A 12,929-nucleotide genomic window follows, 5' to 3' on the forward strand; every position below is an offset into this window, starting at 1 on the left:
GGCCGCCTCGACGAGCGCGACCGAGAGGTGCTGATCCACCGCTTCCTGCTCGAGCTGGGCGAGGAAGAGACCGCCGCAGCGCTCGGCATCCGGAGGGGCACGGTCAAGTCACGGACGTCGCGCGCGCTCGAGCGACTGCGCGCCGTCGTGGGCGAGGACGCCCGATGAGCCTCGAGCGGGAGCTGACCTCGCTCGCGGCGTCAGTCGAATGGCCGGAGGCGCCGGACGTGACCGCGGCGGTCGCCGGCCGGATCGCCGAGCCGGCCCCCCGGCCCACGATGCATCGGCCGCGACTCGCCGTGGCGCTCGTCGTCCTGCTCGCCGCGTTGCTCGCGGTCCTCGCGGTGCCGCCGGCGCGCACGGCGATCCTCGACTGGCTGGGGATCGGCGGTGCCAGGATCGTCAGGGTCGACCAGCTGCCGGCGATCGAGCCGTCTCCCGGCTTGGAGATCCTCGGCGACGAGATGCCGCTCGAGACAGCCCGCTCGCGAGCCGGCTTCCCGTTCGCCGACCCTCCTCGCGACGAGCCGGCTCCGGACGTCATCCGCGTCGCCCCCGGCATCCGCGTGAGCTACATCTGGCGCGAGGGCGAGCGGGTGAGGCTCCTGCTCACACAGTTCCCCGGGAGCGTCGACGACCCGGCGCTCCTGAAGAAGCTCGTCGGCTCCTCGACGTCGGTCGAGGAGCTCGCCGTGGACGGCGATCGGGGCATCTGGCTCGAGGGAGGGCCGCACGTCGTGTACTTCGTCGCGCCCGACGGGGACGTCCAGTACGACCAGGGATGGCTCGCCGGGAACACGCTGCTGGTCGACCGGGACGGCGTCACGCTCAGGATCGAAGGAGCTCTCGAGCGCGACGAGGCCGTGCAGCTGGCCTCGGCCGTGCGATAGGAGCAGATCCTCGTTCGAGGGATCAAGTGCGGAAGGGTGAGGGTACCCCGTTCGGGGGAGGCAATCCCTGAAACGAGGGATGACGGCCCGCAGGACCCCGAATACAAGGCGTGTGGGGGAGGGGAAGCCGCGCCGCGCCCGCCCGGCTTGCCCGGGCGGGCGCGCCGGCGGATCCGCCCCCCCGGGGCAGCTTCCCCATGGGGCGCACCCTCGTTTCGATGACCGGGGCGCTCAGGGCTCCCACGCCTCCCCGGCGGTGTCCCAGCCGAGGAGGACATGGGCGGAGAGGAGCCGGGCGATCCGTGCGAGGAGCGCCTCGTCGGCGTCGCCGTCGACGCGGAGCTCGCCCACCGGCTCGCCCTTGAAGCTGATCGTCGCGCGCTTCCGACGCGACGGGTCCTCGACCCCTGCAGACGGCCCGAGCACGAGCGCGCCCGCCTCGACGAACGCGATCCCGGCCCACCCGATGCCCGGCTCGTCGGCGAGGACGCGCACGACCTCCCGCAGCGCCTCGTCGGCGTCGTTCGGCCGCGCGAGGGCCTCTTCGATGACGTCGACCGCGCGCCGCGTCACTCGACCAGGTCGTTTCCCTCGAACGCCCGGATCGGCGTGCGCGCGCCTTCTGGGATGGGCACCGGCCGCCGGGTCTCGCGGTCGACGAGGACGAGCGTCTGCGTCGCGGTGACCATGAGGGCGTCGTCGGGGAGCCGGAGCGCGACGCCCTCGTAGGTGACGCTCGTCCGCCCCAGGCGGCTGATCCGCATGAAGCACTCGAGCAGGTCGTCGAACCGGGCCGGGGCGTGGTACTCGACGTTCGAGGCGCGCATCACGAGCTCGGCTCCGGTGACCCCGTGCATCCCGAGGCCGCCGAGGTGCCGGTGGTACTCCGTGCGCGCGTGATCGAAGTACGGGAGATAGCGGCCGTAGTAGACGACCCCCTGCGCGTCCGTGTCGGAGAACCACACGCGCGTCAGGGCCGAGTACTTGAACGGTGGCCGACGATCGGTCAGCCTGCCCAGCTCTGGCGCGGCCGCCACGCTCAGACCGGGCCGCGGGTGAGCTCCGTGAGGGGCTCGTTGACGTGCAGGAGCTTCGCACGGATGTCCTTGACACCGAACCCTTCGAGCCTCGCCGTGTGCTCCTCGAGGTACGCGAGCGCGCTCCCGTCGTCCTCGAACAGGTAGATGCCGCCGCCGACTCCCTCGTCCTCGTTCTCGGTCCAGATCTTCCAGCGGAGCCCCGGCGCGCGCTCGATGATCGCTGCGAGGTCCTTGAACGCGGTCGCCATCTCCTCCCCCCAGGGCCCGGCCATCGAGAAGTCGAACTGCAGCACAGTGGGCATGTCGTCCTTTCGGTCGCGGATCGGCCTCTGTCGGATGCGGTCAGCTGCGGATGAGCTCGAGCACCTCGTCGCGCCGCCGCTCCATGGTCCCCGGATCGAGGGCCTCGAGGTTCAGGCGCAGCAGCGGCTCGGTATTGGAGGGACGGACGTTGAAATGCCAGTCGTCGAAGTCGACAGAGATGCCGTCGAGGTGGCTGACGCGCCCGCCCTCGGCGGTGTATCGCTCCTTCAGCTCCTGGAGCTTGAGCGCGACGTCCGCGACGGGCGTGTTGATCTCACCGGTGATGAAATACCGATCGCGGAACGGCGCGAGGAGCTCCGAGAGCGATTGCCCGCCCTCCGACAGGATCTCCAGCATCACGAGGAACGGGACGACGCCGGTGTCGGCCTGCGAGAAGTCCCGGAAGTAGTAGTGGGCCGAGACCTCGCCGGCGAAAAGGGCGTTCTCCTTGCGCATCCGGTGCTTGATGAAGGCGTGCCCGACCCGGTTCACGAGCGGGATCCCGCCGGCTTCCTCGATCGCGCGGGGCACCGCCCAGCTCGCGCGCACGTCGTAGAGGATCTTCGCGCCCGGCTCCTTGGCGAGCATCGCCCGGGCGAGCAGGCCCGTGACGAAGTCGCCGGGCACGAACTCCCCCGTGTCGTCGACGAAGAAGCAGCGGTCGGCGTCGCCGTCGTAGGCCACTCCGAGATCGGCGCCCTCCGACTGCGTCTTCTCGACCACGAACGCGCGGTTCTCGGGGAGCAGCGGATTCGGCTCGTGGTTCGGGAACGACCCGTCCGGGTCGAAGTAGCACCTCACCACGTCCAGCTGGGGGAGCTGTGCGAGCACCGGAGGCAGCATCGCCCCCGCCATGCCGTTCGCCGCGTCGATCACCACCTTGAGCGGCCGGATCGCCTGCGGGTCGACGAAGGACAGCACCTTGTCGACGAACCCGTCCCAGATGTCCTCGGAGCGGACCTCGCCGCGGTGCTCCACTTCGCCGAACGCCCCGTCGGCACGGCGGCGCACGTCCTCGAGACCGGAGTCACCGCCGACGGGAAGCGCGCCGCGGCGGACGATCTTCATGCCCGAGTACTCCTTGGGGTTGTGCGAGGCGGTGACGCAGACGCCGCCCTCCAGCCCCAGCTCGCCGACGGCGTAGTAGAGCATCTCGGTGCCGATCAACCCGACGTCGAGGACGTCGGCCCCGCCGTCCGCGGCGCCCTCGATCAGCGCCGCGGCCATCGAGGGGGACGACAGCCGCATGTCGCGCCCCACCGCAATCGTGCGCGGCTCGAAGTGCTCGACGTAGGCCCGCCCGACCCGGTACGCGCCGTCCTCGTCGAGCTCCGTGGGGTGGATTCCTCGGATGTCGTACGCCTTGAAGACCTTGGGGTCGAGCACGAGGGGCATCGTAGGGAACCCCGCCCCGGGCGGCGGGGTAGAAGCGGGCATGAGGCTGTTCGCGGCGTTTCTGCTCGCCCTGCTCGGCGCCCCGACGGCGGACGCCAAGGGGATCGCGAGCGCCACCGTCTGCGGCGCATCGGGTTGTGTCAGCCTCCACGAGCCGCCGCACACGCTGCTGGCGTGGGGTGGCGAGGCACCGGATGCGCCGCCGGCCCCGGGCTCGTTCTACCGGATCACGTTCCACGTCTCGCCGCACGACCCGGGCTGGCGCGTCTGGTACGTCCCGGTCGACGGCTCGAGCGCCTTCGCCGGCAATGCGGGGGAGAGAGAGCTCCACCGCCTCGACCACGCGGCGCGCGCCGCGTTCGCCGCAGTGACCCGTGACCTGGAGCCGTACCCCGCGCCGGTGGTGACTGCTGCGCTCGTCGACGGCCGGCCCGCCGCAGACCCGACGTCGTACCTGTCGCTCCGTGGGCGCCCGAGCGAGCTCGAGGCGCCCGTGAGCGCGGAGGACTGGGTCGGGATCGAGCTTCGCTCGCGCATCGCGAGCCCGTGGACGGAGGGCGTGCGGCTCCTGCTCTCGCCGTCGACGGGCGTCCTCCAGGACGGCTTCAGCTTCTCCCGGCTCGACCCTGCCACGGTCGGGCGCATCCTCGCGCGACGCGGCCTGGGAAGCGTCGCGCAGCCGTCAGAGCCGACGAGCGCTGCCGGCGGGACGAGCGTCCCCGTCCTCGCCGGCGCGGTCGCGGTGGCCGCCCTGCTCGGCGGGATCGGGGTCGTGCTCCACAGGCGTCGAGGCGGCGGACGCTCCCGCGAGGCGTCGAAACGGGCGGTTAGCCGCCCTGCCTGACACCCTCCGCCGACCCTAGACTCATGGTATGGAGCGCAAGCTGGCGACGGCGATGTTCGTCGATCTCGTCGACTCCACGGCCCTGGTCTCCGCGAGCGACCCGGAGGTCGCGCGGCGGAAGGTGACCGGGTTCTTCGACCGCGTCAGAGCCCACATCGACACGTACGGCGGCACGATCGAGAAGTTCGCAGGAGATGCCGTGCTGGCGGTCTTCGGCGTCCCGACGGCGCACGAGGACGACGCCGAGCGCGCGGTGCGCGCAGCCGTGGCGATCGTCGAGACCGGCGACGGCGAGCTCCCCGTGCGGATCGGCATCGAGGCGGGAGAGGTCGTCGTCGAGGACGGTGACTCGACCTTCGCGACCGGCGAGGCGCTGAACGTCGCGGCCCGGCTCCAGCAGTCGGCCGATCCGGGCGAGATCCTGATCGGGCCCACGGCACACGGCCTTACTGCCGGCCGCGTGGTGACCGAGCCGAGAGACGGGCCGCCGCTCAGGGGGCTGCGCGAGGGCATGGAGGTCCGACGGGTCGTCTGTGCCGAGCGACCGATCGGCCGCCCCGTGAGCGTCGTGGCGCCCTACGTCGGCAGAGAGGAGGAGCTCGACCTGCTGCAGAACGCGTTCTCTCGCGCCGTTCGCGACCGGCGGGCACAGCTCGTGACGATCTTCGGCGAGCCGGGCATCGGCAAGAGCCGGCTCGTCCGCGAGTTCTTCGCGGGGCTCGAGCGCACGACCGTGCTCACGGGGCGCTCGCTTCCCTTCGGGGAAGGGCTCGCCTACAGGCCGCTGGCAGAGATGGTCCAGGCCGCAGCGGGGATCTCGCCCGAGGACTCCCCGGAAGAGGCGTTCGAGAAACTCAGGGAGGCCTGCTCGAGCGACGCCGTCGCGGACCTGCTCGGGCTCGCCTCGGGCGTGCTCGACACCGTCTCGGGCAGCCGACGCGGGCAGGAGATCTCCTGGGCCGCGCAGGAATGGGCGACGTCGCTCGCCGAGGCCCAGCCGCTCGTGCTCGGCTTCGAGGACGTCCACTGGGCGGAGGAGCCGCTCCTCGATCTCATCGAGCATCTCGCCGACCGGGTGGACGATGCGCCGGTGCTGATCGTCTGCCTCGCGCGCCCCGAGCTCCTCGAGCTGCGACCCGGGTGGGGAGGAGGCCGACGCCGCTCCATCACGATCGACCTGGGGCCGCTCCCGGAGGAGGACACCGCGCTTCTCGTCGACGCGCTCGTCGCGGACGCGGCGCTGCCGGGCGGCCTGCGGAAGGCGCTCCTGGACAAGACGGAGGGCAACCCGCTCTTCATCGAGGAGACCATCCGGATGCTCGCCGAGCAGGGCCACGACGCCACGGCCGTGCGGATTCCCGACACCGTGCAGGCGCTGATCGCGTCCCGGATCGACCGGCTTCCCCCGGCGTCGCGGTCGGTCGTGCGCCACGGGGCCCTCGTCGGTCGCGTGTTCTGGAGAGGCGCGGTCGCGGAGCTCGACCCCGAGCTCGATGTCGATGCCGCGCTGGCCGACCTCGTCGACCGGCAGCTGCTCACGAGGGAGCCGATCTCGACCGTCCCGGGCGAGGTCGCGTTCCGCTTCCGCCACGTCCTGATCCGCGACGTCGCATACGGCGGCCTCGCCAAGGGCCAGCGGGCGCGGCTCCACCGGACGTTCGCCGGGTGGCTGCAGTCGCGCTCCCCGGACGAGCTCGTGGAGGCGCAGGCCTACCACCTCGAGCGCGCTGCCGCGCTGCTCGCGGAGCTGGAGGGCCAGGTTCCGGCCGACCTCCGTGCCGAGGCTGCCGACGCGCTCGAGCGTGCCGGCCGCCGTGCTCTCGCGCGCGAGGCAAACCGCACCGCGCGGCGGCTGCTGCTCCGTTCGATCGAGCTCGAGCCCAGCCTCCAGCGGAGGTTCCAGGCCGCCCGCGCCGCGTGGCGGCTGTGGGAGCTGCCCGCGGCGTCGGTGGAGATGGAGGAGGTCCGAGAGCTGGCTCGGGAGGCCGGGGAGCGCACCTGCGAGGGGCTGGCCCTCACCCAGCTCGCCGAGATCGTCCTCAACCGGAACGCGGACGTGCCGACCGCCCGCCGACTCGGCCTGGAGGCGCACGAGCTGCTCGCGGAGGCTCCCGGCGACGCACGGTACGAGGTGCTCACGCTGCTGAGCGCGATTGGCTGGTGGGAGGGAGACATCACGAGCGTCGAGCTGTACACGGGCGAGACGCTCGAGCTCGCCCGAGCTGCCGACCGGGCCGACCTGGAGAGCCTCGCGCTGACGGAGCTGGCCGCGGCCGCGCATGCGCGGCTCGACGTCTCGCAGGCGGAGGAGCTCCTGGCCGCGGGCACGACGCTCGCAGACTCGAGCGGCAGTCTCTCGGCTCGCGCGTGGGCGGCACGCGTCCGTGGGTCGATCCTGCTACGCCGGGGACGCTCCGCAGAGGCGGCGGAGGCCTTCCACACGGCCTACGACCTGTTCGACGAGACGGGGGCGGCACCCGATGCCGCTCGGGCACGGCAGCTCGAGGGCGTGGCCGTCTGGCGGGAAGGTGACCTCGACCGGGCCGAGCAACTCGTGCGGGAGGCCGTGCGGATCCTCCTCTCCGTCCAGGAGCGGGGGAAGATCGTGGAGGCGCAGCGCACGCTGGCGGAGATCGTGCTCGCGCAAGGTCACGTCGAGGAGGCCGAGCGCTGGGCCCTGTCTGCGGTGGAGACCGTCGGGATGCAGGACATGATGTCGCGGTCGAACGTCCGGATGGTGCTCGGCCTCGTTCGTGCGGCTCAGGGTCGCGCAGCAGAGGCGGAGCTCCTTCTCCGGGAGGCCCTCGACGTGCTGGCGGAGACGGACTACCGGAACGGCGAGCCCGAGCCGCTCGCCGCGCTCGCGGGGTTCCTGCGCGCACAGGGACGCGAGGAGGAGGCGGTCGACCTCGAGGAGCGGCTCGACGCGCTCCTCCGGCCGGAGAGGGCGGCGCGGATCATCTAGCGCGTCGGGCGAAGCATGGTGCATTCGCCTGTCGTCTCGAGCTCGGTCCTGTACGGGTCATCGTCGCGTCGCCGCCCGGTGGGCGCCGATCCTCGGGATGGAGCTCCTGATCTCGCTCAGCTACACCTGGAGGGGGCCCTGCGCCAGACCTGAGGTCAGGTGGTGAGCGCCGCTCGGATCAGCTGGCTCGACGCCTCGTCGGGCGATTCCGAGATCACCGTTGCCGTCCGCTCGAACCCTTCGAGCGCGTCGTTGAGCGGATCCGCGCGCAGCGTTCCCTCGCCGTAGCGCAGGTGCTTCGTCTCGTTGCGGTTCGCGAAGGCGATGTCCGAGAAGTGGATGTGGAACGGCGCCCCGGGAGCGAGCACCGCGTCGGCGAGCTCCAGCGCCTCCCGGAACGGCTCGGGCTCGACGAAAGCGCCGTCGCTCGTCGCGTGCATGTGAGCGAAGTCGATCACCGGGCGCACCCAGCCCGTGCGCACGCTGATCTCGAGGCAGTCCTCGAGCGTGCCGAGCTCGCGGACGCGGCCCATCACCTCGACACCGAACGGCACCCCGCGGCCCTTTCCCTCCAGCCGCTCCCGGACGATCGCGAGCTGCTCGACGACGGCGTCGATCGCGTCCTTTCGACTCCGGCCGAGCAGAAAGCCGGGATGGAAGACGACCACCTCGGCGCCGCAGGCGGCCGCGATCCCGGCACTGCGGTCGAGGCCCCCGACCGCCGACGCCCATTTCCGGCCGCTCGCCTCGAGGTGACCGACCCAGCCGAAGAGCGGGGCGTGCACCGAGAGGGCGATGTCGTGCTCTCGGGCGAGCTCGCCGAGTCGCTCGGCCCAGGGGTAGTCCATCCAGAAGCCGGACTCGAAGTCGATCTCGCACGCCTCGTAGCCGCGCTCGAGCAAGAGCTCGACCGCTTGCTCGGGGCTCTCTCGCTCCGGCACGCGCGCCGGTCCCACCCGGATCCTGCCCATCCGCCGACTCTATCCCCGGCACCCGGGCGATCGCGGGGAGTCGCGCCGGCCGGGCCAGGGCCCGGATCCGCGTACCCAACGGATTCGCCTGCACTGCGCGGATGTCGTCCGATCGGTCCCGTACCCTCGCGGGCATGGCTCAGCCCACACGGATCGACCTTCTCGAGCTCGACATCGACCTCCGCCTGACCGACCTCTGGCGCGAGGCGGCCGACATCAGCGAATGGAACCTCGAGGTCGCCTCTGCGTTCATGCGGGCTGCGTACGGCAAGGGGTACTGCGATGCGCTGACCGAGGACGCGCCCGGCTCGCTCTGCGTCGACCACGGTTACGAGGTGCCGCGCCGCCGCGAGCGCGACGCCGCCGAAGCGTAGGCGCACGTCCGGGCAGCGTTCGGCGCGTCGTCTCTAGACTGTCGGCATGGCGCGGTCGACGTCCCCGGCCAGGCTGGTCATCGCCCTCTCCGTCGCGGCGGTGCTCGCCGTCTTCCTGCTCTACACCTCGCTCGCCGGCGGCGGCACGCCGTCCGTCTCGCCGAGCGAGCTCGCCACCAAGACGGGCGAGGTCTCGCTCGCAGGGCGGGTCGTGGGCGCCCCGACCGGCGACCCGCACGGAGCGGGTCTCCGGTTCGCGCTCGAGGACATCGAGGGCGCGGACAAGCAACGGGTGAAGGTGATCTACAAGGGCTCGGTGCCCGACCTCTTCCGCCCCGGCCGCGACGTCGTCGTGACCGGGACGCAGCGAGCCGACGGCACGTTCGTGACGACCCCGGGGTCGATGATCACGAAGTGCCCGTCGAAGTACCAGGCCGCCGACTCCTCCTAGGACATGGCGGAGCTCGGCCGCGCCGCTCTTCTCGTCACGCTCGGCCTGTCGCTCTACGCGCTCGTCGCAGGCGGCGCGGCGGCCGCACTGGGCCGCCGCCGTCTCGCGCTCTCGGCCCGGAACGCGCTCCTCGCGTCGTTCTTCTCGACGCTGGTTGCCGCTTGCGTGCTGGTCGCGGGGTTCGTGCGCGACGACTTCTCGCTCGCGTACGTCGCCGGCCACTCCAGCCGAGCGCTGCCGCTGCAGTACAAGATCTCGGCGTTCTGGGGTGGGCAGGAGGGATCGCTCCTGCTCTGGCTGCTCGTCCTGACGGCGTACTCCGCGCTCGCCGTCTGGTTCGCGCGGCGGCGGGCCCGCGACCTCGTCGTCTGGGTGACCCCCGTGCTCGGAGGGATCGCGGTCGGCTTCGCCTGGCTCCTCGTGGCGGTCTCGAGCCCGTTCGACACGATCGCCGCCCCGGCCGACGGGGCCGGGCTCAACCCGAGCCTCCAGAACCCGTACATGGTGATCCACCCGGTGTTCCTGTACCTCGGGTACGTGGGCCTGGCCGTGCCGTTCGCGTTCGCCATGGGTGCCCTCCTCGCGCGGCGGACGGACGAGCGCTGGATCGTCGCAACGAGGCGATGGACGATCGTCGCCTGGACGACGCTCGGCGTCGGACAGCTGCTGGGCGCCCACTGGGCATACCAGGAGGTCGGGTGGGGCGGATACTACGCCTGGGACCCCGTCGAGAACGCCGCGCTGATGCCGTGGCTCGCCGCGACCGCGTTCCTGCACTCGGTGATGATCCAGGAGAAGCGCGGGATGCTCCGTGTCTGGAACGTGACGCTCGTCAGCCTCGCCTTCTGTCTTTCCTTGTTCGGGACGTTCCTCACCCGCTCGGGAGTCGTGAGCTCGATCCACTCCTTCACCCAGAGCTCGATCGGGCCGTGGTTCCTCGGCTTCATCGTGATCACGGTCGTGTTCTCGGCCGCGATGATCTGGCTTCGGTTGCCGCAGCTCCGCACGACGGCGCGGCTCGAGTCGCTCGTCTCGCGTGAGGCGACGTTCCTCTACAACAACCTGCTGCTGGTCGCGCTCTGCCTGACGATCCTGTGGGGTACCGCATGGCCGATGGTCTCCGAGGCCGTGCGCGGCGAGGCGGTCGTCGTCGGGCGGCCCTACTACGACTTCTTCCTGCGGATCTTCGGGCTGCCGCTCCTCCTGCTGATGGGGATCGGGCCGCTCGTCGCCTGGCGGCGGGCGTCGCTCGGGGGCCTCCTGCGGGTCTTCGCCTGGCCCGCCGGGTTCGCGCTCGCGACCGGCGTGCTCCTGATCGGCCTCGGCGCCGGGTCGTCGATCCCGGGCCTGATCGCATACACCTTCTCCGTGTTCGTCCTCGCCACGATCGCGCTCGAGTTCGTCCGCGGCACCACCGCGCGCCGGGCGTTGACGGGCGAGGGCGTCGCGACGTCGTTCGGCCGTCTCGTGGCGAGGAACCGGCGTCGGTACGGGGGCTACGTCGTCCACGCCTCGGTCGTGCTCCTCGCGATCGGCATCGCAGGGTCGAGCGCGTACGACTCGGTTGTCGAGGGCCGGCTGGCACGGGGCGACTCGCTCGGCGTCGGCGGCTACACGCTCACCTACCGCGAGCTGACCGAACGGGACGGCCCCAACGCGACGGAGATCAGGGCGGTGCTCGACGTGCGGCGCGGGGGTGACGAGCTCGGGACGCTCGCGGCGGGGAAGAACGCCTACAGCGTCGAGCAGCAGGTCTCCAACGAGGTCGGGATCCGCTCGGACCTGCTCACCGGCGAGGACCTGTTCGTGATCGCGGAGCAGGTGAACGAGGACGGCACGGTGTTCTTCCGCGTGTTCGTCAAGCCGCTCGTCAACCTGATCTGGCTCGCGGGGCTCGTTTTCGTGCTCGGGTCGGTGATCGCTCTCTGGCCGGACGCGCGGGAGGAGCGCCGGCTCGCGACGCGCTACGCCCCCGTGGGCGAGACCCGGGACACGCCGGCCACGACGTGAGCGTGTGGCTCCTGCTGGGCGCGGCGCTCGTCGTCGCGGTCGTCGTCGTGGTCGCACTCCCGTTCCTGCGCGAGCCTGCGCCCGAGTCCGACTCGCTCCTCGAGCTCGGCGCCGCCGAGCGCGAGCGCCTCGCGGCCGAGGAGGAGCGTGATCGGGCACTGTCGGCTCTGAGAGAGCTCGAGGCCGACCACAGGGCGGGGCGGATCTCGGACGACGACTATCGCGGGGTCGTGGGCGTGCTGCGGCGGGACGCGGCCGAGGCGCTTCGGGCGCTCGACCGGCTCGACGCGGGCCGGGAAGGGACTTCGGCGGGGAGCGCGAAGAGCGCGTGATGGGTCGTCGAGCCGGCCTCGAGGCAGCTGTCGCCGGCCTCGCGGCCCTCTGCCTGCTCCTCACGGCGGGCACCGCGGCGGGCGACCCGGGCGCGGAGAAGGCCCGCGTCGACAGTGAGCTCGGCCGACTGCGCGGCGAGGCGGAGGATGCCGGGCGGCGGGCAGGCGTCCTCACCGAGGAGCTGAGCGCCGTCGCGGGTCGGGTGCGTGAGCTGCAGGCAGGTGTCGACGCGCAGCAGGCGCGTCTGGCAGTGCTCGAGGGACAGCTCGCCGGAGCCAGGGAGAAGCTCGCCGCCCTCGACCGCACGATCGCAGATCAGACCGCGCGTCTCGAGCGACTGCGCGGGGAGTACCGGATCGCGCTCAGGCGGCTCGAGCTGCGCGTGCGCGAGCTCTACATGACGGACAGCCCCGACGCGCTCTCCTTCGTGCTGGGGACGTCGAGCTTCACGGACATCCTCGACAACCTCGAGCTGCTGGGCAGGATCGGACGCCAGGACGAGCGGATCGCGGCTCGCGTGAAGGTGTCTCGGGACGGGGTCGCCGACGCGCGTCGGCGCACGCGGATCGCACGCGTCGAGGCTGCCCGCGTCGAGGCGGTCGTGGCGGTCGCGACGACGGAGCAGCGCGGCGTCGTCACGCGGCTGGTCGTGAGCCGCGACGCCCTCGTGGCGGCCAGACGCGACAAGTCTGCGACGCTGGCCTCGATCCAGGCGGATCGCGAGTCGGTGCTCGAGGAGATCGACGCGCTCGAGCAGCAGAGTGCGGCGCTCGCAGAGCGGATCCGCCAGGCGCAACAGCAGTCGTCGGTACCCGCGATCGTGGCGCCCTCGGGGAGCGGCGTATTGGGCTGGCCGGTGTCCGGGCCGGTCACCAGCGGCTACGGGTGGCGCTGGGGGCGGATGCACGAGGGGATCGACATCGCCGTCGCACAGGGGACGCCGGTTCGTGCAGCCGCCGCCGGCACGGTGATCCACGCGGGATGGCTCGGCGGATACGGCAACCTCGTCGTGGTCGACCACGGAAACGGCCTCTCGACTGCTTATGCCCACAACTCGTCGTTCGCGTCCTCGATGGGGCAGTCGGTCGCGGCAGGCCAGGTCGTCTCGTACTCGGGCAACACGGGCAACTCCAGCGGCCCGCACGTCCACTTCGAGGTGCGCGTGAACGGCTCCGCCACCGACCCGCTCGGGTACCTGTGAGGGCCGCGCGGCCGTAGCCTCGGCGCCGCTCGCGAAACGCCGTCGCGGGCGGCGCGCTGCGCGGGGCGTGTCGGTGTCAGACACTGCTCCTTGTCAAGTCGGCCCGCCCGGCCACGTCGTTCCGGGAGCTGGCCGGCCCGCGAAGCGAGGCG

At 72.0% G+C, this 12,929-nt stretch carries 14 protein-coding genes; 9 read left to right on the forward strand and 5 right to left on the reverse strand.

What is annotated here, in order from left to right:
* Both VFO26_RS17900 and VFO26_RS04750 read left to right on the forward strand, forming a co-directional pair.
* The coding region (locus tag VFO26_RS17900; protein ID WP_349259045.1) for an RNA polymerase sigma factor at positions 1-168 on the forward strand (168 nt) is incomplete at its 5' end.
* Positions 165-890, forward strand: a complete 726-nt coding sequence (locus VFO26_RS04750; RefSeq protein ID WP_325113741.1) for a hypothetical protein — start codon at positions 165-167, stop codon at positions 888-890. The genes VFO26_RS17900 and VFO26_RS04750, both read left to right, overlap by 4 nt.
* 231 nt (positions 891-1,121) lie before the next feature.
* Here the strand turns inward: VFO26_RS04750 and VFO26_RS04755 are convergent, their stop codons facing one another.
* From VFO26_RS04755 to manB, 4 genes are read right to left on the reverse strand one after another with little or no spacing between them, the layout of a single operon-like run.
* Positions 1,122-1,463 (reverse strand): hypothetical protein, encoded by a 342-nt coding sequence (locus VFO26_RS04755; RefSeq protein WP_325113742.1) that lies wholly within the window; start codon positions 1,461-1,463, stop codon positions 1,122-1,124.
* Complete coding sequence (locus VFO26_RS04760; RefSeq protein WP_325113743.1) at positions 1,460-1,927, reverse strand: YbgC/FadM family acyl-CoA thioesterase; 468 nt, start codon at positions 1,925-1,927, stop codon at positions 1,460-1,462. The genes VFO26_RS04755 and VFO26_RS04760 overlap by 4 nt, the downstream gene beginning before the upstream one ends.
* A 2-nt stretch (positions 1,928-1,929) precedes the next feature.
* Positions 1,930-2,232, reverse strand: a complete 303-nt coding sequence (locus VFO26_RS04765; protein WP_325113744.1) for a monooxygenase — start codon at positions 2,230-2,232, stop codon at positions 1,930-1,932.
* Positions 2,233-2,272: 40 nt separating this feature from the next.
* On the reverse strand, positions 2,273-3,628 hold the full coding sequence (manB, locus tag VFO26_RS04770) for a phosphomannomutase/phosphoglucomutase (protein ID WP_349259044.1): 1,356 nt from the start codon (positions 3,626-3,628) through the stop codon (positions 2,273-2,275).
* A gap of 40 nt (positions 3,629-3,668) precedes the next feature.
* Between manB and VFO26_RS04775 the strand changes: the two genes are divergently transcribed.
* Positions 3,669-4,472 carry a hypothetical protein gene (locus tag VFO26_RS04775; RefSeq protein ID WP_325113746.1) on the forward strand — a complete coding sequence of 268 codons (804 nt, stop codon included), beginning with the start codon at positions 3,669-3,671 and terminating at the stop codon, positions 4,470-4,472.
* Between the two features lie 28 nt (positions 4,473-4,500).
* Positions 4,501-7,437 carry an ATP-binding protein gene (locus VFO26_RS04780; RefSeq protein ID WP_325113747.1) on the forward strand — a complete coding sequence of 979 codons (2,937 nt, stop codon included), beginning with the start codon at positions 4,501-4,503 and terminating at the stop codon, positions 7,435-7,437.
* A gap of 155 nt (positions 7,438-7,592) precedes the next feature.
* On the opposite strand, the gene VFO26_RS04785 is transcribed toward VFO26_RS04780, so the two are convergent.
* Positions 7,593-8,408 (reverse strand): sugar phosphate isomerase/epimerase family protein, encoded by an 816-nt coding sequence (locus VFO26_RS04785; protein ID WP_325113748.1) that lies wholly within the window; start codon positions 8,406-8,408, stop codon positions 7,593-7,595.
* A 134-nt stretch (positions 8,409-8,542) separates the two neighbouring features.
* Here VFO26_RS04785 and VFO26_RS04790 point away from each other — a divergent pair, with 134 nt between their 5' ends.
* The 5 genes from VFO26_RS04790 to VFO26_RS04810 are packed head-to-tail and all read left to right on the forward strand — an operon-like array spanning position 8,543 to position 12,777.
* On the forward strand, positions 8,543-8,782 hold the full coding sequence (locus VFO26_RS04790) for a hypothetical protein (RefSeq protein ID WP_325113749.1): 240 nt from the start codon (positions 8,543-8,545) through the stop codon (positions 8,780-8,782).
* Between the two features lie 46 nt (positions 8,783-8,828).
* A complete protein-coding gene (locus VFO26_RS04795) occupies positions 8,829-9,233 on the forward strand; it encodes a cytochrome c maturation protein CcmE (RefSeq protein ID WP_325113750.1) in 405 nt (134 codons plus the stop codon).
* A gap of 3 nt (positions 9,234-9,236) precedes the next feature.
* Complete coding sequence (locus tag VFO26_RS04800) at positions 9,237-11,243, forward strand: heme lyase CcmF/NrfE family subunit (RefSeq protein WP_325113752.1); 2,007 nt, start codon at positions 9,237-9,239, stop codon at positions 11,241-11,243.
* Complete coding sequence (locus VFO26_RS04805; protein ID WP_325113753.1) at positions 11,240-11,575, forward strand: hypothetical protein; 336 nt, start codon at positions 11,240-11,242, stop codon at positions 11,573-11,575. Before VFO26_RS04800 ends, VFO26_RS04805 begins: the two co-directional genes overlap by 4 nt.
* On the forward strand, positions 11,575-12,777 hold the full coding sequence (locus tag VFO26_RS04810; RefSeq protein ID WP_325113754.1) for a murein hydrolase activator EnvC family protein: 1,203 nt from the start codon (positions 11,575-11,577) through the stop codon (positions 12,775-12,777). Before VFO26_RS04805 ends, VFO26_RS04810 begins: the two co-directional genes overlap by 1 nt.
* Positions 12,778-12,929 lie beyond the last annotated feature (152 nt).

The organism is Gaiella sp. (genome assembly GCF_035710885.1).
Lineage (GTDB): Bacteria > Actinomycetota > Thermoleophilia > Gaiellales > Gaiellaceae > Gaiella.